Source organism: Bacillus sp. NPDC093026, from assembly GCF_044754665.1.
Lineage (GTDB): Bacteria > Bacillota > Bacilli > Bacillales > Bacillaceae > Bacillus > Bacillus maqinnsis.
Window position 1 is genome coordinate 141,033 of record NZ_JBIVPN010000004.1, and the last position, 21,908, is coordinate 162,940.

Annotated in this window: 25 protein-coding genes; 8 read left to right on the forward strand and 17 right to left on the reverse strand. The window is 41.5% G+C overall.

Translation table 11 applies throughout. The features are described 5' to 3' along the window. Positions 1-148: 148 nt before the first annotated feature. The 4 genes from ytpR to ACIQCE_RS11480 are packed head-to-tail and all read right to left on the reverse strand — an operon-like array spanning position 149 to position 2,939. A complete protein-coding gene (gene ytpR / locus ACIQCE_RS11465; RefSeq protein ID WP_400495113.1) occupies positions 149-754 on the reverse strand; it encodes a YtpR family tRNA-binding protein in 606 nt (201 codons plus the stop codon). Between the two features lie 16 nt (positions 755-770). After that, positions 771-1,583: a DUF1444 domain-containing protein gene (locus ACIQCE_RS11470; protein WP_400495114.1), complete on the reverse strand. Its 813-nt coding sequence runs from the start codon at positions 1,581-1,583 to the stop codon at positions 771-773. A 20-nt stretch (positions 1,584-1,603) separates the two neighbouring features. Then, on the reverse strand, positions 1,604-1,924 hold the full coding sequence (locus tag ACIQCE_RS11475; protein ID WP_400495115.1) for a thioredoxin family protein: 321 nt from the start codon (positions 1,922-1,924) through the stop codon (positions 1,604-1,606). Next, on the reverse strand, positions 1,911-2,939 hold the full coding sequence (locus ACIQCE_RS11480) for a PTS sugar transporter subunit IIC (RefSeq protein ID WP_400495116.1): 1,029 nt from the start codon (positions 2,937-2,939) through the stop codon (positions 1,911-1,913). Before ACIQCE_RS11480 ends, ACIQCE_RS11475 begins: the two co-directional genes overlap by 14 nt. 200 nt (positions 2,940-3,139) lie before the next feature. On the opposite strand from ACIQCE_RS11480, the gene ACIQCE_RS11485 reads away from it, so the two are divergent. Next, complete coding sequence (locus ACIQCE_RS11485; RefSeq protein WP_353854907.1) at positions 3,140-3,586, forward strand: YtoQ family protein; 447 nt, start codon at positions 3,140-3,142, stop codon at positions 3,584-3,586. Between the two features lie 50 nt (positions 3,587-3,636). On the opposite strand, the gene ACIQCE_RS11490 is transcribed toward ACIQCE_RS11485, so the two are convergent. Further along, positions 3,637-4,710 (reverse strand): M42 family metallopeptidase, encoded by a 1,074-nt coding sequence (locus ACIQCE_RS11490; RefSeq protein ID WP_400495117.1) that lies wholly within the window; start codon positions 4,708-4,710, stop codon positions 3,637-3,639. 199 nt (positions 4,711-4,909) lie between these two features. On the opposite strand from ACIQCE_RS11490, the gene ACIQCE_RS11495 reads away from it, so the two are divergent. Next, a complete protein-coding gene (locus ACIQCE_RS11495) occupies positions 4,910-5,224 on the forward strand; it encodes a PepSY domain-containing protein (RefSeq protein ID WP_400495118.1) in 315 nt (104 codons plus the stop codon). Positions 5,225-5,266: 42 nt separating this feature from the next. On the opposite strand, the gene ACIQCE_RS11500 is transcribed toward ACIQCE_RS11495, so the two are convergent. From ACIQCE_RS11500 to trmB, 3 genes are all read right to left on the reverse strand, one after another. After that, positions 5,267-6,964: an NAD-dependent malic enzyme gene (locus ACIQCE_RS11500; RefSeq protein WP_400495119.1), complete on the reverse strand. Its 1,698-nt coding sequence runs from the start codon at positions 6,962-6,964 to the stop codon at positions 5,267-5,269. A 73-nt stretch (positions 6,965-7,037) separates the two neighbouring features. Continuing rightward, a complete protein-coding gene (locus ACIQCE_RS11505) occupies positions 7,038-7,886 on the reverse strand; it encodes a YtnP family quorum-quenching lactonase (protein WP_400495120.1) in 849 nt (282 codons plus the stop codon). Between the two features lie 121 nt (positions 7,887-8,007). Further along, positions 8,008-8,649, reverse strand: coding sequence for a tRNA (guanosine(46)-N7)-methyltransferase TrmB (trmB, locus tag ACIQCE_RS11510; RefSeq protein ID WP_400495121.1), 642 nt, complete (start codon positions 8,647-8,649; stop codon positions 8,008-8,010). Positions 8,650-8,837: 188 nt separating this feature from the next. On the opposite strand from trmB, the gene ACIQCE_RS11515 reads away from it, so the two are divergent. Then, positions 8,838-9,113 carry a YtzH-like family protein gene (locus ACIQCE_RS11515; protein ID WP_400495123.1) on the forward strand — a complete coding sequence of 92 codons (276 nt, stop codon included), beginning with the start codon at positions 8,838-8,840 and terminating at the stop codon, positions 9,111-9,113. Here the strand turns inward: ACIQCE_RS11515 and ACIQCE_RS11520 are convergent. The 4 genes from ACIQCE_RS11520 to thpR all read right to left on the reverse strand — a co-directional run bounded on the left by ACIQCE_RS11520 (position 9,110) and on the right by thpR (position 12,704). Continuing rightward, positions 9,110-9,910, reverse strand: a complete 801-nt coding sequence (locus tag ACIQCE_RS11520; RefSeq protein ID WP_400495124.1) for a phosphotransferase family protein — start codon at positions 9,908-9,910, stop codon at positions 9,110-9,112. The two genes, ACIQCE_RS11515 and ACIQCE_RS11520, sit on opposite strands and share 4 nt — an antisense overlap. 300 nt (positions 9,911-10,210) lie before the next feature. After that, positions 10,211-11,143: a YegS/Rv2252/BmrU family lipid kinase gene (locus ACIQCE_RS11525; RefSeq protein ID WP_400495125.1), complete on the reverse strand. Its 933-nt coding sequence runs from the start codon at positions 11,141-11,143 to the stop codon at positions 10,211-10,213. Positions 11,144-11,188: 45 nt separating this feature from the next. Continuing rightward, entirely contained in the window at positions 11,189-12,127 is a 939-nt protein-coding gene (locus tag ACIQCE_RS11530; RefSeq protein ID WP_400495126.1) for a hypothetical protein, read from the reverse strand. Between the two features lie 25 nt (positions 12,128-12,152). Then, positions 12,153-12,704, reverse strand: a complete 552-nt coding sequence (gene thpR, locus ACIQCE_RS11535) for an RNA 2',3'-cyclic phosphodiesterase (RefSeq protein WP_400495127.1) — start codon at positions 12,702-12,704, stop codon at positions 12,153-12,155. A gap of 90 nt (positions 12,705-12,794) precedes the next feature. Here thpR and cysK point away from each other — a divergent pair, with 90 nt between their 5' ends. After that, positions 12,795-13,727, forward strand: coding sequence for a cysteine synthase A (gene cysK, locus ACIQCE_RS11540; protein ID WP_400495128.1), 933 nt, complete (start codon positions 12,795-12,797; stop codon positions 13,725-13,727). Positions 13,728-13,783: 56 nt separating this feature from the next. Here the strand turns inward: cysK and pepV are convergent, their stop codons facing one another. Next, on the reverse strand, positions 13,784-15,181 hold the full coding sequence (gene pepV / locus ACIQCE_RS11545) for a dipeptidase PepV (RefSeq protein ID WP_400495129.1): 1,398 nt from the start codon (positions 15,179-15,181) through the stop codon (positions 13,784-13,786). Positions 15,182-15,275: 94 nt separating this feature from the next. Here pepV and ACIQCE_RS11550 point away from each other — a divergent pair, with 94 nt between their 5' ends. Beyond that, on the forward strand, positions 15,276-16,574 hold the full coding sequence (locus ACIQCE_RS11550) for an NCS2 family permease (protein ID WP_400495130.1): 1,299 nt from the start codon (positions 15,276-15,278) through the stop codon (positions 16,572-16,574). A gap of 276 nt (positions 16,575-16,850) precedes the next feature. Further along, positions 16,851-17,072, forward strand: coding sequence for a DeoR family transcriptional regulator (locus ACIQCE_RS11555; protein WP_008356419.1), 222 nt, complete (start codon positions 16,851-16,853; stop codon positions 17,070-17,072). 54 nt (positions 17,073-17,126) lie between these two features. Here ACIQCE_RS11555 and ACIQCE_RS11560 read toward each other — a convergent pair whose 3' ends face one another. Together ACIQCE_RS11560 and ACIQCE_RS11565 are read right to left on the reverse strand one after the other, a co-directional pair. Beyond that, complete coding sequence (locus ACIQCE_RS11560; protein WP_400495131.1) at positions 17,127-17,837, reverse strand: pseudouridine synthase; 711 nt, start codon at positions 17,835-17,837, stop codon at positions 17,127-17,129. Between the two features lie 16 nt (positions 17,838-17,853). Beyond that, positions 17,854-19,476 (reverse strand): putative polysaccharide biosynthesis protein, encoded by a 1,623-nt coding sequence (locus tag ACIQCE_RS11565; RefSeq protein ID WP_400495132.1) that lies wholly within the window; start codon positions 19,474-19,476, stop codon positions 17,854-17,856. A gap of 174 nt (positions 19,477-19,650) precedes the next feature. Here ACIQCE_RS11565 and ACIQCE_RS11570 point away from each other — a divergent pair, with 174 nt between their 5' ends. Together ACIQCE_RS11570 and ACIQCE_RS11575 are read left to right on the forward strand one after the other, a co-directional pair. Then, positions 19,651-20,919: a BaiN/RdsA family NAD(P)/FAD-dependent oxidoreductase gene (locus tag ACIQCE_RS11570; RefSeq protein ID WP_400495133.1), complete on the forward strand. Its 1,269-nt coding sequence runs from the start codon at positions 19,651-19,653 to the stop codon at positions 20,917-20,919. Continuing rightward, positions 20,920-21,117 (forward strand): hypothetical protein, encoded by a 198-nt coding sequence (locus tag ACIQCE_RS11575; protein ID WP_353854893.1) that lies wholly within the window; start codon positions 20,920-20,922, stop codon positions 21,115-21,117. A gap of 143 nt (positions 21,118-21,260) precedes the next feature. On the opposite strand, the gene ACIQCE_RS11580 is transcribed toward ACIQCE_RS11575, so the two are convergent. Then, a complete protein-coding gene (locus ACIQCE_RS11580) occupies positions 21,261-21,443 on the reverse strand; it encodes a sporulation protein Cse60 (RefSeq protein ID WP_353854892.1) in 183 nt (60 codons plus the stop codon). Positions 21,444-21,543: 100 nt separating this feature from the next. Beyond that, positions 21,544-21,855 carry a rhodanese-like domain-containing protein gene (locus tag ACIQCE_RS11585; RefSeq protein WP_400495134.1) on the reverse strand — a complete coding sequence of 104 codons (312 nt, stop codon included), beginning with the start codon at positions 21,853-21,855 and terminating at the stop codon, positions 21,544-21,546. Positions 21,856-21,908 lie beyond the last annotated feature (53 nt).

A 21,908-nucleotide genomic window follows, 5' to 3' on the forward strand; every position in this document is an offset into this window, starting at 1 on the left:
TATACCATTGCTTTTTCAAGCAGAAAAGCGAGAAAAGCACCGCTTTTGGTCGTTCGTCATTTATGTAGATGAAAAAAAGTCACTAAGTACGCACTTAGTGACTTTGATATAACACATTCTTCGCTCGTATCTGCCCGTTTATGGGAGGTTACCCTTCAAAAGGCTCTCCAGCTTCATAGCTTCCTTCTAGTACAAGGATTCCTTTTTCTGATGGTGCATCAGGAAGACCTAATTCTTTTGCTGAACAGATCATTCCGCTTGAAGCAACACCTCTTAGCTCAGCATCTTTGATCACCAAGCCGCTAGGCATCACTGCACCGACTTTCGCAACCACTACATATTGACCTTGATCTACATTTGGTGCACCGCACACGATTTGCAGTGTTTCTTGGCCGACATCCACTTGACAAATGCTTAATTTATCTGCGTTAGGATGCTTTTCCTTTTCTTTCACATAACCGACCACAAACTTTGGTGATAAATCAACCGTTAATGTTTCACTCACACCGTTACGGCTTAAAATTTCATTGATATCTTGAACAAGTGTCTCAGATAGTGGCACAGATCCATTTTCTTTCATTTTCATATACGTTGAAGCATTGAAAATATTAAAACCGGTCGTTTCTTTTGTGTCTTGATTGAAAATTCTTACAACATCTCCAAATCTCTCAAAATCAACTTGTTCTCTTGTCACATCTTTGATCGAAATGAGGAGTGTATCACCCACACCCTCTGCATTATAAAAAACGTTCATCCCTCAAAATTCCCTTCTACTGCTGTTTTGGTCTTTTTTTCGCAAGGATAAAGATCGGTTCAAGCTTTCCCTCGTCATATAAAAATGACAGTGCGGTAATCGGAACAGTCCCGCTTGCAAAAAAGCTCATCGACATTTGCCCTAAAATATCATAGCCTGAATCATTGCGAACATCTGCAATAATGAATACATCTTGATGGGGAACAGAAATGGCCATCTGCCCCTCTATTTTTTGCGCGTATTCTTGTAAAATTGATTCATTTAAAAGTCTGCTTGCATCGTATCCGTCATTCGCACGGAAGAAATAAAAGCGATTGCCTGCCACTTCATCCATTTTCACCACGGTTTCAAGTGAGCGGACGTTAAAGCTTGCGGTTTCCCTGATTCGCTCTTTTGTCCAGTTTTCCTTTTGAAGCATGTTCTCATCAATTAACCGATAGGTGCTTCCAAGATCAAGTGCATAATAGATTCTTGTTTCAGCTGTATGCTCATCATAAACGAGCGGAATATTTTCACTTGATGTCTCTGGAAAGGAAGTCGAACGAATGACCGGATAAATTTGTTTCTCTTTGCCTGAAATGTGCTGAGCTTCGCCTTTCATTGCGCTCAGTGCCTCTTTGACATAATAGACGATTTCATCCATCGTTTCATCCGGTTTCACTTCCCACTTCGCAATAATAGGTGGGAGCTCAAGCGTGATGCCTTTACCTGTTTGTTTATCTTCAATACGAAGTGTATCTTTTTCCCGGTCAAACTGATGTGACCAGTTGTCATTGGCAAGACGGCTTTTCAATTGATTGGCAAGCTGTCTCGATGTGATGTTAGCCATCTATCAGACTCTCCTTTCGTCTATTTTGCAAGAGAATCTTTCAAAAATGCTTCAATCTCTTCCTTTGTCTTACGGTCTTTGCTGACAAACCGGTTGATCTCTTGTCCGTTTTTAAAGACCAAAAAGCTTGGGATTCCGTAAATTTCCCACTCTGCACACGTATCAATGAACTGATCTCTGTCGACATAGAAGTATTCGAATTCAGGATAATTTGCTTCAATCTCAGGCAAGAATGGTTCAATAAATGTGCAGTCCGGGCACCAGTCAGCTGAGAATAGTAATACGGTTAAGTCTTCTTGAATAACTTTTTGTAATTGTTCGTTTGATTCAATTTTTTTCATGTTTGATTCCTCCTGTTTGTATGGTCAAATCTCCGAATTGAATATAGCCCTTTTTTCTCATCCATTCTGATACTACCAAACTAATCACTGCCGGACCAACGATATGCAAGAGAGCAATCGCGAGTAAGACGGACGGATGAAACCCCATCACAGTGAGTGTCATTAATTGTCCGACAAGACCGCTTGTCCCCATGCCCGCTCCTGCCGCATTATTGACCATACCGAAACCAATAATACCAATTGGCGCAAGAATGATGCCTGCAATCGTCGGCGGTATTAATATGAGGGGATTTCTCACAATGTTCGGAAGCTGAAGTTTTGACGTTCCAATGCCAACAGCAGCGAGACCGCCAAAGCGGTTTTCTCTAAATCCTGCAACAGCAAAGCCGATCATTTGAGCACAGCAGCCAATCGTTGCAGCACCTGCAGCTGTTCCGCTTAAATCAAGCATGAGCGCAAGCGCAGCACTTGAAATCGGTGAACTAAGGGCGAGCCCTACAATAGTTGCCACAAGCATGCCCATGATAAGCGGGCTTTGATCTGTTCCCCACATGATGAGTCTACCTAGTCCTGTCATCATGGCCTCAATGCCTGGTCCGATAAAAGTAGCGGTCATAAACCCTGTCATAATGGTGATAAGCGGTGTTAAAATAATATCTATTCTTGTCTCACCACTTACAACTTTGCCTAATTCTACACCAATTAAGGCAGCAACAAAGCTACCAGCAGGCCCACCAAGCTCAGCTCCTGCGGCACCTGAGACAACACTCGCAAAAATGATCAGCGGAGAAGCATTCAAGCGATAGGCAACCGCTACGCCAATGGCTGGTCCCATTAGCCCCATCGCCAGCGTCCCCATTTTAACGACGAACGAAAGCGATAACAACCCGCCTGCTGTTTTTAAGATGAGCCCTACCACTAATGTAGCGAATAAGCCTAAAGCCATATAAGAAAGTGCATCAATGAAATACACCTTTGGCGAAAGGGAAACTCCCTTTCTTTTCAAATAAGTCATCAATGTCGTTTTCCTGCTTTCTCATAGGAAAGACGAAATTGCTTGTCCTTCCTATCATATGTAGTTTTCTTACGATGAAAAATAGCCTCTACCATCAATATCATAATCATATTTTTTTTGCTTTATCAAGCACTTCTTGTGTAACATGAAAAGAAACAAGGGAAACCTTTACTAAGTTTGTCCACAAGGAGGATATCGTTATGCAATTAACCGTATATTTAGCAGGAGAAATTCATAGCCAATGGCGTGATGAAATCAAGGAGAAAAGTCAATCTTTAAAGCTACCAGTTACATTCGTTGGTCCAATGGAACATCACGATCGTTCAGACAACATCGGCGAAGAAATCCTAGGAGAGCAGCCAAATGCAATATTGAAAGATGATGCCGCTTCTGATTTAAACAATTTTCGTACAGAAATTTTGTTAAACAAGGCAGATGTCGTCATTGCTCGCTTCGGTGAAAAATATAAACAGTGGAATACCGCAATGGATGCGTCATCTGCCATCGCCAAAGGGAAGCCGCTCATTTTGATACGCCCAAAAGAACTGCACCATCCATTAAAAGAGTTGTCAAACAAAGCCAATATCACCGTCGAAACAGTGAATCAAGCAATCAAGGCGTTATCATATGTCTTCGAACAACAATAAGAAACAAGGCTGCCCGCATTCAAGAAGGCAGCCCTTGTTTCTAAAAGTCATTAAACGTTTTGATAAATGGTATCCACAGTGCTTTGATCACAGCTTTTTACAAGACGAACGATTAACTCTTTCGCTGCCGCATAATCATCCACATGCAAAACAGAGTGACTTGTATGGATATAACGGGCACATACACCAATCACAGCAGACGGTACTCCATGGTTAGAGATATGCACACGTCCAGCATCAGTACCGCCAGGCGATACGAAGTATTGATATGGAATGTTATACGTTTCTGCTGTATCGAGCACAAAGTCTCTCATGCCCCGGTGCGTCATCATCGTTCGATCAAAAATACGAAGAAGTGTGCCTTTTCCAAGCTGTCCAAATTGTGTTTTATCACCAGTAACGTCATTTGCTGGACTCGCATCTAAAGCAAAGAAAAGATCTGGCTTAATCATGTTGGCAGCAACTTCTGCACCTCTTAATCCCACTTCCTCCTGCACAGTTGCTCCTGAATACAACTGACATGAGAGCGTTTCGTCTTTTAACTCTTTTAATAATTCAATAGCGAGTCCGCAGCCATAGCGGTTATCCCATGCCTTGGCTAAAATCTTTTTCGGATTGGCCATTGGGGTAAAGACAGTAGCAGGCACAATTTGCTGACCTGGCCGAATGCCGAGCTCTTTTGCCTCTTCTGCACTATCGGCACCAATGTCTATGAGCATATCTGAAGGCTTTACAGATCTGCTTTTTTGTTCTGGTGTCAGAAGGTGAGGAGGTGTACTTGACACGATACCTGGAATCGGTCCGTGATCTGTGTGGACGTCAACACGTTGAGCAAGCATCACCTGACTCCACCAGGCACCAAGGGTTTGAAACCGAATCATTCCGTTCTTTGTAATCGACGATACCATAAAACCAACTTCATCCATATGACCAGCAACCATCACGACAGGTGCTTTTTCTTGTCCTTTCCGAATACCAAACACACCACCAAGTCGATCTTGGATCAATTCATCTGCATATTTCTCAAGTTCGCGTTTCATAAAAGCACGCACATGGTGCTCATTACCTGGGGTTCCTTGTAATTCTGTTAAATTTCGGAAAAGCGACAATGTCTCTTCGTTCATTCTATCGTTGACCTCTTTTCTATGACATGACCATATATATTCCTATAAAAATAACACTCACTTTATACTATAAGAATTCTTTCGGTTTTCCAAGTATCTGTCCAGAAATTTTGAATATGCTCTCAAGTATTCGGATTCCTTAACATCAATGGACAAGTTTTGTATAATGGAAAAAACAGCAATACGGAGGTGCAGCACGTTGAAGTTAAAACATGTTCTGATTGGTGCGAGTATTGGCGTAGCCGCTGCAATTGTTGCAAAAAAAGTATGTTTCCCTGCGTATATCTCGTCTGAAAAAGCGTTAAAAATTGTAAAATCTGCTTTTAAACAGCGCGGCCCGATTGATGGCTCTTGGATTTATACTGTACCAGAGCCGTATACCGTAAATGGTGAAACAATTGATGTATACAAATCTGGCATTACCCGCTCTGCCTTTGGCGAGCTTGAACAGTACGAAGTGATGATTGATGCAAAAACCGGTATGATCGTTGATGTCATTGATTCTGTCGCTTGATAAAAAAGCTTCGCAAAGAAATAATCCTTGCGAAGCTTCTTTTTATATGGCTTTGATTTTTTTATAAACTGGATGCCACATTGCATCTTGTACAGCTTGTATTAAATCATCAGGTGTCTCTTGTGCAACGCCTTCGTCAATGGCCGCTTGCGCCACACGGACAGCCACTGTGGCTGAAACCGTTCGAAGCTGATCGACACTTGGCAGCATCGCCGCACCCGGTTTTCCGATATTCACCATGCTGGCAATGGCTTCAGCACTCGCAACAAACATGCTATTTGTCATCAGACGGGCTCTAGACACAATGGTTCCAAGACCAAGGCCAGGAAAGACAAGAGCATTATTTGCCTGACCAATTTCATAGGTAACCCCATTATATTCAACAGGATCAAATGGACTTCCTGTTGTCACAAGTGCACGTCCTTCTGTCCACTCGATCAGATCTTCTGGCTTCGCTTCTGAAAGAGGTGTCGGGTTAGACATTGGTAAAATAGCTGGGCGCTCGACGTGTGACGCCATTTCTTTCACGATTTCCTCAGTGAATGCTCCGCCCACTGTAGATGTTCCAATTAAAATGGTTGGTTTAGCCTGCTTCACTACCTCCAATAAATCAATCGAATGCTTTGGACCATTACGGGCATAGTCCTTTACTTCCTCAGAAGTTCTTGCATATGGCTTTTGGAACGGTAGTATTTCAGTCGAATCATCTGTGAGTAATCCATTTTTATCAATGCACCAAAAACGCCCGTATGATTCCTCTTCTTTGACACCCTCTCTCACGATGGCATCACGAATTTGTTCAGCAATTCCTATTCCTGCTGTACCTGCTCCAAAAATGACAATTCGATGGTCTTTCAGCGGGATCTTTGATGCTTTTGCACAAGATAGCACTGCTGCAAGTGAAACCGCTCCAGTTCCTTGAATATCATCATTAAATGTACATATATGATCCTTGTATTTTTCCAAAATAGCGCGTGCATTCTTTGTGCCAAAGTCTTCCCAGTGAAGCAGGGCATTTGGAAAAGTCGCTCGTGCAAGCTCTACATATCGATCAATAAACTGGTCATAGCGCTCACCGCGTACACGAGAATGCTGGTTTCCGACATAAAGCGGATCATTTAACAGGCTCTCTTGATTCGTTCCTGCATCAAGTACAACCGCCAGTACACGGCTAGGATCAATGCCTGCTGCCGCAGTGTAAACAGCCAATTTCCCAACAGAAATCGCAATTCCGCCGACTCCCCAGTCTCCGATGCCTAATATGCCTTCAGCATCCGTTGCCACGATTAAATCAATGGATTCATCCACACCATATGAGGCGAAAATATCTTCCATCTCGTCAAGGTCATCAATGGATAAATATAGACCTCTTGGTTTTCGATATTCATGACTATAACGCTGAATGGCAGTGCCGACTGTCGGTGTGTATACGATTGGAAGCATTTCAGCTAAATGTTCATTTAATAATTTATAAAACAGCACTTCGTTTCTGTCGTGAAGAGCCGTTAAATAAATGTTTTTGCCAAGCGCATCCGGCTGGGCTTTAAACTGCTCGTATGCACGCTTTGCCTGATCTTCTAATGTTAATACCTTCGGCGGTAGGAATCCTTTTAGACCAAGCTCCTCCCGCTCTTCCTTTGTAAACGCGACCCCTTTGTTTAAATAAGGGACAGACATGACTTCCATCCCTCTTAATGTCGTCTCGATGATTTGACCATGTACTCGATAAAATTGATTCACCTGCACTCTTCCTTTCACAAGTTCATTTTGTGGTTATTTTGTGTGAAAGGCGAAAAAACATGCAGATCATCTTTTATACCCCTTTTGCTCTTTTGACTTTATGTGTGAGGTGTCCTTCTTGATCCCACTTGACAGCGCGATAAATGGCATCATGATAAAACAAATACCACGCATCTTTTTCTTCAGCAAATGCTTGCCACTTTTGTTTGGCTGGTATTGAGGTCATTGGATAATCATCATATGCAAGCACCCAAAGTGGATTTCTATGCGCATGTGTCGGCATGATATCAGCTAAATGAATGGCTGTTTCTCCGTTACTTGTCAGTGTTAAGATACTGTGTCCGTTGCTATGCCCGCCTGTATGATGCATTTGAATACCGTCTGTCACGTCGAGACTCTGCTCAAATGTGACCACCTGATCAGATACTGGCTCCCAGTTTTCTTTCCAATATGTATTTTTTGAACGGATATTCGGTTGTCTCATTTCATCCCATTCGATAGCTGACGTGATAATCTCTGCATTTTTGAAGACAGAAACGAGCTTGTCTCCCTCCCATTTGGTTAACCCGCTAGCATGGTCAAAATGTAGATGTGTCATTAATACCTTATTGATATCTGTTGGCTGAAGGCCTAGAGTGGCAAGTGATTCTTCAACTTTTGTCTCCTCTGTGACACCATAATTTCGTTTTTGTTTATCAGTCAGTTTACCTGATCCGATGCCTGAATCTACTAACATATGAAGACCATTCCATCTAATGAGAATGGGGTCACATCGCAACTCAATTTGGTTTCGATCGTTTACAGGGTATTTTTTCGACCATAAAGGCTTTGGCACCACACCAAACATAGCACCGCCGTCCATGTGGGTATCTCCCCCGTTTAACCAGAACAACTCAATTTCACCTATTTTCATTGTTTCCACTGCTGTCATCCCTCCTACTTCTATCGTAGCAAATACGCCCAGAAATCGCATGTACCAATCGGCTCTTGTCATGAAAAAAAGCTGACCACAACACCTTGTTGTAGCCAGCTTTTTTCACATGTTATTCTGGGAACTTTACTTCTGATCGATAGATGGGCTGTCCCATAGAAGAGAATTTCTTTTCATATTCGGTCATCACATTTCCTTCTAGTCCATCCGCATGTAAATCAAGGCTCACATATGTTAAGAGGAGTCCGTAGGCAGAAAAGCTCTTCAAGGAATATTCGAATAATCCGCGATTATCTGTTTTGAAATGCAATTCACCGCCTGGGCAGAGGATATGTTCATATCGCTCTAAAAATGCTTTAAAGGTCAATCTACGTTTTTCGTGTCTTGTTTTTGGCCATGGATCAGAGAAATTTAAGTACACTCGATCTATCTCACCTTCGGCAAACACGTCTGTAAGCGTGTCTGCGTTAATATTGAGTAGCTTCACATTTTGGACATCTGTTTCTTTGATTTTATCTACAGCTGTTACAATGACGCTCTTAAACAATTCAATGCCAATATAGTTGATGTCAGGATGAAGCTTGCTCATTCCAGCAATAAAGCTCCCTTTTCCTGTACCGACTTCGATATGAATTGGATGATCATTTCCAAACAACTCGTGCCATTTTCCTTTATACTGTTCAGGGTTTGCTAGGACAATATGAGCATTTTCAGCTAAATAATCATCAGCCCATGGTTTATGCCGCATTCTCAATTTGATACACCTCTATTTTCTTTACATTTTATCAAGATATCATGAAACATGAAGAGCCGCAAGACAGCATCTGATACGCGTATACGAAAAAAGACCAGCCTCTCGCTGAGCTGATCTGTCGCATGTATAAAATAAAAGCTTGATGCACAGTTTAACCACATAAACGATACTCAAAAAGGAGCATACGTATGGGATTAAACCGTCAACATCAGCTTCAATTAATCAAAGATATTTTAACCGATCATCAGCTTGATTGCTGTGGTACTGTTGCAGAATATGAACAGGTGGGACGTGTGATTCAATTAATGCTGGCAAAAGAGGATCTCGATGCGGATATCCGTCAGCTTTTAACCGATATTTATGAATATAGCCAAAAAGGAGTGTCCGTCAGTTCAATTGATGCGCATATCGAGGAGCATCAATCTCATCTGTCTGAGTGGGTCGAGAACATTCCACTATCTTAATGAATGTTTAACCGTTTGAGCAATGCGCTTAGTTCGGCTTGCACCTCTTTTAGTGCCTTCTCATTTCCTTTTCTTTTATGCCATATGACAAAGGATACCGTTTCTGCAAGCACGTACCAAGCCATGCGTTTTCGCAAATTGTCCGTTAGCGGAGCGCCATACATGGAGAGCCAGTTTTCCCAATTCTCTTCTTCGACATAATGATACAAAAGAGGTCCTAGATCAATCGCTGGGTCCGCAATCATGGCACCATCCCAATCAATGAGATAGAGCTGATTTTCATCTGTCAGTAGCCAGTTATTATGATTGAGATCACAGTGGCACACGACCTTATCTTCGTAATGGACCGCATCTACATGCTTCTCTAAGTACTGAATGGCACGCTTTATGTCATTGGAATCAATTTGCTCTTTTAAAATAGACTGCTTGATGTGCATCAGAATGGATGCTGGGTCAAGCGAGTGCTTTTCTAACCTTTTAAGCATATCGAGCAATTCTTTTGATGTGTGGATTTTTCTTAGCTGTTCCGCAACAGGACGTTCATTCATGTCCTTAGGCTTTAGCTCTCTGCCACTGAGCCAATGTTGTGCTGTAATGACATCCCCATTTTCCATTCGTTTTGTCCAGACAAGCTTTGGCACAATGCCTTCAGCTGACAAAACCGCAAGAAACGGTGATGTATTGCGTTTTAAAAATAGCTTTTGGTCATTGTGTGTTGCGAAGTACGCATCTCCCGTAGCGCCTCCAGCAGGAGAGATGTGCCATTCGCTACCTAATATTTGTCCCAACCAGTTCATATCAATTTTCAACCCATCATTTCTTAAAATATTTTGAATCACGCTTTTTTAGTCAACAAAATTCAGCCGATTGAAGATCAATTGGCTGCTTTTTTTATTTATATGATCATAAAAACAAAAAGGACAGCTATTGAAATTGAGATGCTAAACAATAGCCGTCCTATAGATTTTATCGCTACCTTCTTATACTCGTCAAGCAAAACTAAAAAATCAGGACAAGAACACGACCGAAGCATGGCTTTTTCAAAATCGGGTGAGCTATTTGGTTCTTTTGACGAGGCGCTGGTCTAGTTGCTTTTTTTAAGCACGTAATTTTAAGGATCGTTCACTTGCCTTCACAAAGACAGGGGTTGCACCGATGACTTCACCGTCTGCATGAAACAGAATTTTTTCATCTGCTTCTAAATAAGCTTCCTCATGGTGAAAAAGGGTGACACCATCCATTGTGATATGCTTCCGAAATACCATAGCACTTAAAAACACGAAGACTTTAAATGGATTTAAATTCGTGACAACCATCGTTTGAAATCCTGGTTGCCGAGAAGTAGCTTCAGGTGCTGCTTGCAGTCCACCGCCATAAAAAGGGTGATTGCATACGATGACAAACCACACTTGACGAAAGACTTTTTTCTCATTCTCAATAAAAAGAGCAAGGTCAAAAGGCTTAAATGACCATAGAGAATGGAGAAACGACATAAGATATATGATAAACCCTAATTTGAGACGAATCAGCCATTTTCTCCCTTTGAAATGGGCAGTCTTTTTTAGGACGTGCGCATCAAACCCAATCCCTATATGATTAATAAACAGAACAGACTGCGGGCTTTCTGCATGATCTTGAAATGAGCCGAGAGAAAATGTTTTAGTGAGCAGTCTCTTTTGCTTTCTCACTTCTTTTAATACATCATGTCGATGGATTCCAAGTCCCTTAGCAGCGTCATTCCAATGACCAGTCGGCACAAAGCTAAGCTGAACATCATGCTCTGTTTCTTTTAAGCCATTTAGCACTTCGTGAATGGTGCCATCACCGCCTATCGCAATAAGACGCTTCAGCCTGTCATCCTGCATTGTGGCAATTTGTCTTGCCAATACTTCTGCATGCCCTTCATGCTGGGTAAGAAAAGAGCGATATGAGATCTCCATCTTTTGCAATTCTTTCTCTATATTCCTCCAAGTACAGAGTCCTTTTCCATGTCCTGCTACTGGATTGATGATAAAATACCATTCATTCATATATAGGCTCCACTCAAGTCTCGTTATTCGCAACCTTGATCCATGTTAATCGAGCCATTCCTGCCTTCTTTTGCTAACTGATTCACCATAAGCAAGCAATGCCTTTGTTGCCTTAAATTGTTGATGCTTTGTAGGTGCCGTATTATTCCGTTGCTTTTCAAACCATCCTTCTGCCTTCTTCTTATCAATAACCTCTATTCCATAAGGAACTTCTGGTAGATCAATATAAGAGGTACGGCTGATGAGAATTTTCTTCACCGGAAAATCTATACCGTTTTGATCAAGAATTTTTGACACCACGTTTCCAGAACGCAAAAGATGCGCACAAGGATTCAAGACCGACTGTACAGCTTTCCCAGTCGCACGTTTCTCCCAGAAACGTTCCTTTGATCCGATATACACACTGTCTGGCTCTGCCTCTAAGAAGGATAAGCAAATCACTTCTAGCGGCGTAATGAGAACCGGACATAATTCCATTTCAGCTTTTTGAATCAGCAGCACCGGCTTATACATCACAAAATATGAATCTGGAAGCTGTCTCGCCAGCATACGCAGCTTTTCGTCATACCGAATGTGATGCGAGACCGTTGAAATTTGTGAAATGGTTGAACTCGCCCATTTTAATTGAACATCGTAAAGATGATCCTTGAAAAAGTGAATCAGCTTCGCTTCATCAGTTGGAACATTTCGGAATACACCTTGTTCTATGTCTGTTGGCTCATGAAAAAGTCTCAAGTCACGTTCCTTTTTCATATCGGCTTGTTTCTGCTTTCTCTTTAAGGAGAATGTCTTTTTCTTTTCATCTTCTTGCTCGGATGCTTGTTCAGACATTTGGTCAAACTGAATTTTCTGCACTTGCTCTTTTGATGCCTGCTTTAGTTCTTCCCATCTTTGCTTTTTCAATCGAATAAATTGGTTGATGTAATGATGCGGGTCTTGCTCATATCGAGAAATATAATCTTGGATTTTGATAATTTGTGCCATATGATGCTCACTCCAACTTCTAGAATCATTTATGTAGTGTAAATCGTTTGATTGCGTGATAACGTGGTGTTTCTTCTGGACGTATTTCAAACAAAGCGATACTTGAAACATCCATCGTATATGGCACTTCTCGTAAAGGCGCTTGTTCCACAAAAGGCTGATCCATATTCCATTTACGTGCAATGGTCATATGCGGATGAAATGATCTCGTTTCGACAGGATGACCAGTTGTTACGACGGCCTCTTTCACCTTTTCTCTCAATTGCATAAGCGGAGTGCTTTCATTTGGCTTTGCAAAAAAGACTCTCGGTTTCTCCTTTTGACCAAAGCTATCTAAATGATACAGCTCTAGTGGAAATGCAGCGGTGTCTTTAGAAAGCTTCTCCAACAGCTCGATGATATGCTCCAAGCGCTTTTTTACAATAGCACCTAAAAACACAAGGGTCACATGGTAATCAGCAGGAGCTGTCCATTTTTGAAAATACAGCCCACTCCTTGCATCTACGTCTTTTTTGATTTGATGCGCAAGCTGTTCAGGTATTTGAATCCCAATAAAATAATGACGGCTTCCAGTCATATGATCACCCGTCCTTCTTTAACAAACTTTACGAATCCTATTGTTGATAGTATAACTAAAGAAATGCGGAATGAGAAGAAAGGGTGTCAAATGTTGAAAGTTGCACAAAACATCGCTGAGCTCATTGGCGATACACCACTTGTCAAATTACACCGTCTTCAGCCAGAGGATGCGGCTGCGGTTTATGTAAAGCTTGAATCATTTAATCCTAGTCGAAGTGTGAAAGATAGAGCCGCCTATCATATGATCATTGAGGCTGAAAGGAAAGGGACGCTGACAAAAGGGGCAACCATCATTGAACCAACAAGCGGTAATACAGGAATTGGCTTAGCGATGAATGCAGCGGCAAGAGGGTACAAGGCCATTTTCGTCATGCCTGATACGATGACAAAGGAAAGGATGAATATTTTAAAGGCTTATGGTGCACAGGTTGTGCTGACCCCAGGAGATGAAAAAATGCCTGGTTGCATTCGAAAGGCAGAAGAATTAGCGAAACAGATTCCGAATAGCTTTATTCCAATGCAATTCGATAATGAGGCCAATCCCAATGCCCATAGAGGAACTACGGCTATTGAAATCATTGAAGCTGTGAAACAGATCGACCAGCCACTTGCCGCATTTGTGGCAACAGCCGGTACTGGTGGTACGATTACAGGTACAGGTGAGGAATTAAAAAAAGCATTCCCCTCTTTGAAAATACGTGTCGCCGAACCGAAAGGATCTCCTGTCTTGTCTGGCGGAAAACCTGGTAAACATAAACTTGTTGGAACAAGTCCAGGCTTTATTCCTAACATCCTTAATAAGGATGTCTATGATGACATAATGCAAGTCAGCGATGAAGATGCTTATCACATCACACAGCAGCTTGCTCGGCTTGAAGGGATTTTAGTCGGTCCATCATCTGGCGCAGCGTGCTATGCAGCCATTGAAACGGCCAAGCAAATGCCTAAAGAGCACATCGTCATCTGTATGACAGCAGATACGGGCGAACGATATTTATCAAGTGATGTGTTTAAAGCATAATGGAGCATGTCAAGAACACACAGGTCACCCTTTGAGCCTGTGTGTTCTTTTCTGTCTTACTTTGCTAGTTCATACATTGCTTGAGCATACAGAGCAGTTGCTCTCAGTAAATCATCAATCTCTATATATTCGTCCTTTTGATGTGCACAGTCTGGTCTTCCAGGGAATAGAGGACCGAAGGCAACACCTGCTTCTAAAGACCTTGCATACGTTCCTCCTCCAATGACCATAAGGGACGCTGGATCTCCTGTTTGTTCCTCGTACACACGTTGCAATGTTTTCACAAGTGGATGGTCTTTTGACACATGATGCGGAGGGCTGTCATCAAATTTTTCAAGCGTTGCTCCTTTAATGCTTTCAATCCCTTTCCTTACGTCCTTGCCGTCTGCTGTCACTGGATAACGGACATTGAAGCCAAGCTTCGCTTCCTCGTGCTGCGTATAACGGATTGTTCCTACATTGAGAGTCAGCTCTCCGCTCATATCATCTCGGCATGCAATTCCTAGTTTTTGACCTCGTGTGTCCTGATCAAATAAAGCGTTCAATTGTGATGTAAAGGCAAGCCCATGTTCATCTAATTCATGCTTACATAAAAAATTCGCCATATGAATTCCTGCATTGACGCCATGCGCCGGTTCCATTGCATGAACTGAAACCCCTTTTAATGTAAAATGCAGACCGTTAACTGTTTCCTTCGTTTCACCTGATAATTTGTTTTCTACGAGATATTCTTCAAACGCTACTTTTAACGCCTCTGCATCTTCTTGTGTTGCTGTCACTGTTGCGATGGCCTCATCTGGCACCATATTAAGCCGCATACCTGATGTAAAATGCTTCAGGCTGTAACGCGTATTCCCCTCTGATTCTGGATAAGTAAATGACACAATCGCATCAATAATCCCTTTTTCAGCATGAATGATTGGAAAATCTGCATCTGGCGCAAAGCCGACAGTCGGCATGGCCTCATGTTTGAAATAATGCTCCACACAACGCCAATCACTTTCTTCATCTGTTCCAATGATTAAACGAATCTTTTTCGATAACTGCAGTCCTGCATCTTTTAAAATCTTAAGCGCATAAAAGGCAGCCATGGTTGGTCCTTTATCATCAATGGCACCTCGTGCAAAGATTTTATTTTCTCTTATATCCGCTGAAAATGGAGGGGATGTCCAACCATCGCCTGCAGGCACGACGTCCACATGGCATAGCACACCTACAATGTCTTCACCTCGTCCATATTCAATATGACCTGCATATCCATCGACATTCTTGACAGTAAAACCTTCGTCTTCCCCTTTTTTCAGTATATACTGAAGAGCCTCATTGACTTTTTCCCCAAACGGCTTTCCTTCTTTTCTACCCTCTTCATCAAGGACACTTTCAATTTGCAAAAAAGATTGTGTGTCTTTAATCAGATCCTCTTTTTTTCTTATGACTTCAAATTCCCAATTCATTTTTTCATTCCTCCTTGAAAAAAGGTTGCAATTCACCCTCAAAACGAATATTATATTAATTGTTTTGCAATAACGTTCGTAAATGGAGGATTTTATGTTTCAGTTAAAAGAAAACCAAACCAACATAAAGAAAGAATTAATCGCTGGAATGACAACATTCTTTACAATGGTATATATTGTAGCTGTTAACCCAGGAATCCTTTCAAAAGCAGGTATTCCTTTTGACCAAGTCTTTACTGCAACAATTATCGCCGCTGTCGTCGGTACGCTCTGGATGGCACTCTTTGCAAACTATCCAATCGCCATCGCACCAGGCATGGGGCTGAATGTCTATTTCACCTTCACAGTTGTTGGAGGCGGCGGTATCAGCTATCAAACGGCATTCAGTGCAGTATTTGTGGCTGGGATACTCTTTATTATTTTATCGTTAACACCCTTAAGAAAACAACTGATTGAAGCCATTCCAGATAACTTAAAGTATGGAATTACAGCGGGGATTGGACTTTTTATTGCGTTCATCGGTCTCAGGCAGTCTGGCATCATTGCCGCTGATCCAGAGAATCTTGTGAAACTCGGTCACTTGACCTCTCCTGTTGTCGTGTTAACACTGATCGGTTTAATGATTTCAGTAATTTTAATGGTTCTTCAAGTGAATGGTGCACTGTTTATTGGTATGCTAGCCACAACTGTGCTTGCGCTCATGACTGGCCACCTTCATTTCCCTAAAGTACTCATGGATGTTCCTGCACTACCTGAAAGGATACTGATTACGAACCCATTCGCTGCCTTCGGTGACGTTTTCTCACATCATTTGTATGCAGTCGTTTTTTCATTCTTACTTGTGACGATATTTGATACGACTGGGACGATGATCGGGGTTGCAGAACAAGCAGGATTAATGAAAAATGGTCAGCTACCAAAGGTACGCAGAGCCTTGCTTGCTGATTCTGTTGCGACAACCGCCGGCTCCATGTTTGGAACAAGCCCAACGACAGCATATATTGAATCATCGTCAGGGGTTGCAGCTGGCGGAAGAACAGGTCTTACTTCTTTAACGGTGGCTGCACTGTTTATTGTCGCTTTGTTTTTTGGTCCATTAGTTGAAGCCATTTCTTCACTTCCTGCCATCACGTCACCTGTATTGATTATTGTTGGCTGTTTGATGATGAACTCAGTTTCTCGCATTCGCTGGAACGAGCTTGATGAAGCATTTCCTGCTTTTCTCGTCATTCTATCAATGCCGCTGACATCAAGTATCTCTACAGGGATTTCACTTGGATTTATTTCATATCCACTAGTGAAATTGGCAAAAGGAAAATGGAGAGAGGTACACGTCCTTGTTCTCGTCTTTGCATTATTATTTTTCATTCAACTCTTTTTCTTAGAAGGATAATGTGTAAATTTTCTGTGTTTCTTTTTACGGAAGAAATCACCCCCATATCCCTTATGGATATTGGGTTGTAACCGAATTCAACTCATGTTATATAATATGTAGATATGTTTAAAAAAACGTAAATTTGACTTTTTGGTGGAACTCCATGCATAATAATGTGTATAATAAAATAAAACATTAAGAAACACGAACATTTACCATTGTTGCATGGCAGTTTTAGTGTAGTAAGTTGTGGTTAGTCAAGTCCATTCGATCTTATTGATAGGGAGTGGTTTTTTGAAACCTTCAACAAACCGTATGATGACTCGAATTAAATCAGTTTATATGTTCATTCAAGAAAAAGGTCTTGTGACGACACAAGAGCTGGTTGATGAATTCGGGATCACACCTAGAACCATCCAAAGAGACTTAAACGTGCTTGCCTATAATGATCTTGTTCATAGTCCAAGCAGAGGCAAATGGGAAACAACGAGAAAAAAAGTAAAAATATCTTCTTGAGTATAATGAATTTTCCATATAATAAAAAGAACTGGCGATATGCCGGTTCTTTTTCTATTCTCTTAGATTATCTAATTCTTCATCAGTTAATTCTCGATATTCTCCAGGCTCAAGGTCTTCATCCAATAATATGGCTCCCATAGAAAGACGCTTTAAAAAGATGACTTCATTTCCCACTGCTTGAGCCATTAGCTTTACTTGGTGGTATTTCCCTTCAGTAATCGTTAAACGAATTCGTGTATCTGACTCTAGATTGGCATCAACTTCAACTTTTGCCGGCTTTGTTACATAATCGTCTAAAATGACAACCCCCTGCTCGAGACGTTTAATATCTTGATCTCCTAAAGGATATTTTAAATGGACTTCATACGTTTTAGGCACATGCTTTTTTGGAGAAAGCAATTGGTGAGCGAGCTGTCCGTCATTTGTCAGGAGCAAGAGACCGACCGTATCCTTGTCCAGTCTCCCCACAGGAAAAGGCTGTCTTGCAATATCTTCCGGCTCAAGTAAATCTACAACCGTTTCATCTCGAAGGTCCTCTGTTGCAGAAATCACACCATCTGGCTTGTTCATCATTAAATAAATGAACTCTTTATACTCCACTCGCTCTCCGTGTACGAATACTTCATCATTCGATGGATCAACATGATCTCTCACCTGCTTTGCCACTTCACCATTCACTGTGACGACCCGGGCCTTGACCAATTTTTTCACATCTTTTCTTGAACCAAAGCCGCTATTTGCAAGCAATTTATCAAGCCTCATGAACACCCACCTCTTCTTAAACTTTTTTACGCATAAATTTCGGTAATCGATTGCCAAGTACACGCTTTAGCAATCCAACCTTGTAAGATAAGAACATATACACACCGCCGCCAGTTAACATCGAAATCAAAATAACAATACCAGCTTGGACAATTCCGCCTTCATAAGAAATAAAATGACTCACAAGTTGACTTGTCGCAAAAGCTACCACAACCATAATAGCCGTTAAAATGCTAATGAGAATAAAACGTTTGAAGATCCTGCGGAATGAGTAACCTGCATGACGCTTAATCATGATGAACATATATAAAATAGACGCACTATAGCCAAGTGCTGTGGCAAGCACGGAACCATTTCCTTGAAGCCAGCTAATCAGCGGAATATTCAATACGGTTTTAATCAAAATTCCTAAAATTAAGCTAACAATGGCAAATTTTTGTTTATTAATCCCTTGCAGAATGGCTGCGTTAATGGTGAACATAGAGAACAATAGGGCAACAGGTGCATACCAGAACAAAATGGATATCCCAATCTCAGGATGAACAGACGGATAGAAAAACCAATAAACCGGTCCAGCCAAAGCAGAGATTCCAAATGAAGCTGGGAGCACGAAGAATAATATCATCTGCATTGTTTGATCAATTTGACGATTGAGCAGTTTAAAATTACGTGCTGTAAATGATTCCGTAATTGTAGGAATTAACGTTAAACCAAAAGCTGTTGCAAGTGACACAGGAATCATGACCAATTTTGGTAAGTATAGTGTCACAATTGACAGTACCGCTGTACTAATATCCTGATGTCCCGATGCAATCATGGCTCTGTTAATTGTATTGGTATCAATATAAGAATAAATCGGAATGGCTAGTCCAACAAACACATACGGTGCGGCATAGCTAAACAGCTCTGTAAACATTTGCTTATAGGACAAATTCGAATAAGTCCCTGTATTAGGTTGCATGGAAAGGAGCCGATCCTTCCGCTTCAACCAATATAGATAGAGGGTAAATAACCCGCCAAACGCCCCAATAAGCGCCGCAAATGTCGCATATCCGATCGCAATGACAAGCCCGCCGTCTAGAACCTTTAAAATAATAAATGTAGCCGTTAGTAAGAAGATGATTCTGACAAGCTGCTCAATAACTTGGGAAACGGCTGTCGGTCCCATCATTTGATGTCCTTGGAAAAATCCTCGCACAAGACTCATAATCGGCACAACCAAAAGACCTAAACTCACCATACGAATCACGTATACCACTTGATCGACGGTCAAACCGCCCGTTTCATTCGATCCGCCAAGCTGAATCTTGGCAAAAATCGGTGCGGTCAAATATAAAATAGAAAAGGCGATGATACCGGTGACAAGCATGACCGACATACCCGCCCTGAACATTTTTCTTGTTGTCTCATAATCGCCTATTGCATTATATTTTGAGACAAATTTCGATACCGCTGTTGGAAACCCTAACGTAGCAATACTTAAAAAGATCGTATACTGATTGTATCCATATTGAAATAGCGCACCACCAGTAGCTCCAACCATTGCGCTAAATGGAATTAAGTAAATCATACCAAGAATACGAGAGAGATAAGTCCCAATCGTTAAAACCAACGTACCTCGAAGCAGTTTATTAGACATGCGCTTAACCACCATTTTTCTAATGAATATTCAACTTAACTATTTTACCACATCATTTCCTCGCACAGGTAACAATTCCAACACAGAAGTCACAAAACCAATCAATTCATATTTCAGCCTTCTCTGTTCTTCGTTATAATAGAGTGATGACTGAAGAAGAAAGAGGAATGAAACATGAAACATTATGATGTCATTGTCATTGGCGGTGGACCTTCTGGACTGATGGCTGCGATTGCATCAGCAGAGCACGGTGCATCTGTTCTGTTAATTGACAAAGGGAACAAACTTGGCAGAAAATTAGCCATTTCCGGCGGTGGACGCTGTAACGTGACCAATCGCCTTCCAGTAGAAGAAATCATCAAGCATATCCCCGGAAACGGCCGTTTTTTATATAGTGCATTTTCTGAGTTCAATAACGAAGATATTATTGCGTTTTTTGAGAACCTAGGCATTGAATTAAAAGAAGAAGATCATGGGCGGATGTTCCCTGTTTCAGACAAAGCCCAATCTGTTGTTGATGCCCTTTTAAACAGGCTCCGTGCACTGAACGTCACCATCCGAACAAATGAAAAGATTCAAACCGTTCTGTATCAAGACGGACAAGCAGCCGGAATTGTTACAAATCATGATGAAAAAATTTCAAGCAAAGCTGTGGTGGTTGCTGTTGGCGGTAAAAGTGTGCCGCACACTGGCTCAACCGGAGACGGGTACGCTTGGGCAGAGGCTGCCGGCCATACCATCACAGAACTCTTCCCAACAGAAGTACCGGTCACATCAGATGAACGTTTTATTAAAGAAAAAGTGCTTCAAGGGCTCTCCTTAAGAAATGTGGCGGTCAGTGTATTGAACAAAAAAGGGAGACCTGTTGTCACACATGTGATGGATATGATTTTCACTCATTTTGGCTTATCAGGCCCAGCTATACTTCGGTGCAGTGGATTTGTTGTCAAAGAGCTGAAAAAGCAGCCGACGGTTCGCCTGCAAATCGATTTATATCCAACACTTCATGACGAGGAATTATTTCAAAAGCTTCAGCAGGATTTAAAGGAATCACCTAAGAAATCTATTAAAAATGTGCTAAAACCTTGGATGCAAGAACGCTATTTACTATTTCTTTTAGAACGACACCAGATCGATCCTCAAGAAACATTTTCTCGTCTTACAAAGGAGAAACTGCGTGCTTTTGCCCATGACTGTAAACATTTCGTGGTCCACGTAAATGGCACCCTTTCCTTAGACAAGGCTTTCGTCACGGGCGGTGGGGTATCTGTTAAAGAGATTGAACCAAAGAAAATGGCCTCTAAAAAAATGCCTGGTCTGTACTTCTGCGGAGAAATATTAGACATTCACGGTTACACAGGTGGCTACAATATCACATCAGCACTTGTCACAGGCCGGCTTGCCGGCAAATACGCTGCACTAGAAGCAAAGGAGAGATTGTAAATGATGAGACGACAACTCCCAATTATCCTAGCTGTCGTGATCAGTTTGACAGCAGCCTTTTTCTTGAAGCTTTCGATCACCCCTTTAAAGATGGCGATTGTTCTGGCATTCACTATTTTTGCCGTTTGTTTAAAAGAATATATATACCGCCTTCGAAAGCGTATCGAAGAAAAATCTTCATCACATATGGACGGTTGAAAAAGTGAATGAAAACATGTTACAAAGGTCGAGTGAGAAACTCGCCTCTTTTCTGTTTGAGAAGTGATGAGCTAGGGGTAAGGTCAATAAACCAAATAATAAAGAAGAAAAATGCCTGCTTCTCATCCGAACGGCATTTTTCTTTATTTTTTATATAAAATAAGTGCAGAAAAACAGTATAGCTGTTCTCCTCCTTGGTCACAGACCACCGCCACATTGTACTTGATATCAATGACTTGGTCCTCATCCATTCCTCTTAAAAACAGATTGATTTCACTCTGCAAGTCTTTTTCGTGTTCTTCATCAAATACAGCTACCTTTAGCACATATGCCACTCTCCCTTCTCTCGCTACTCTATCTTTATGCGCTGTGATACGGGCATATGAACAAAAAAACCTTTCATCTCGTTGATGAAAGGACTCCTTTTTACAGTTTTGGTTTTGTTTCTCCTGTCCATGCAAGCATTCCGCCTACAACATTTGTCGCTTGATAACCTTGATCTTCTAAGTAATAGCAGACATTTTCACTGCGTTGACCAGAACGACAAATGATAAAATATTCTTGATTCTGATCGAACGCATCCAGCTTCTTTGGAATATCCCCCATACGAATATGGACCGCCTCTGGAATCATTCCTTCTGCTACCTCTTCATCTTCACGAACATCTATTAACTGTATTGTTTCTCCTTGCTCTAGCTTTTGCTTTAAATCTTCTATTGAAATCTCTTTTACTGACACGTCGTTGATCTCTCCTTCTATACGAGATGACCTCATTATAGCAAATCATCAAC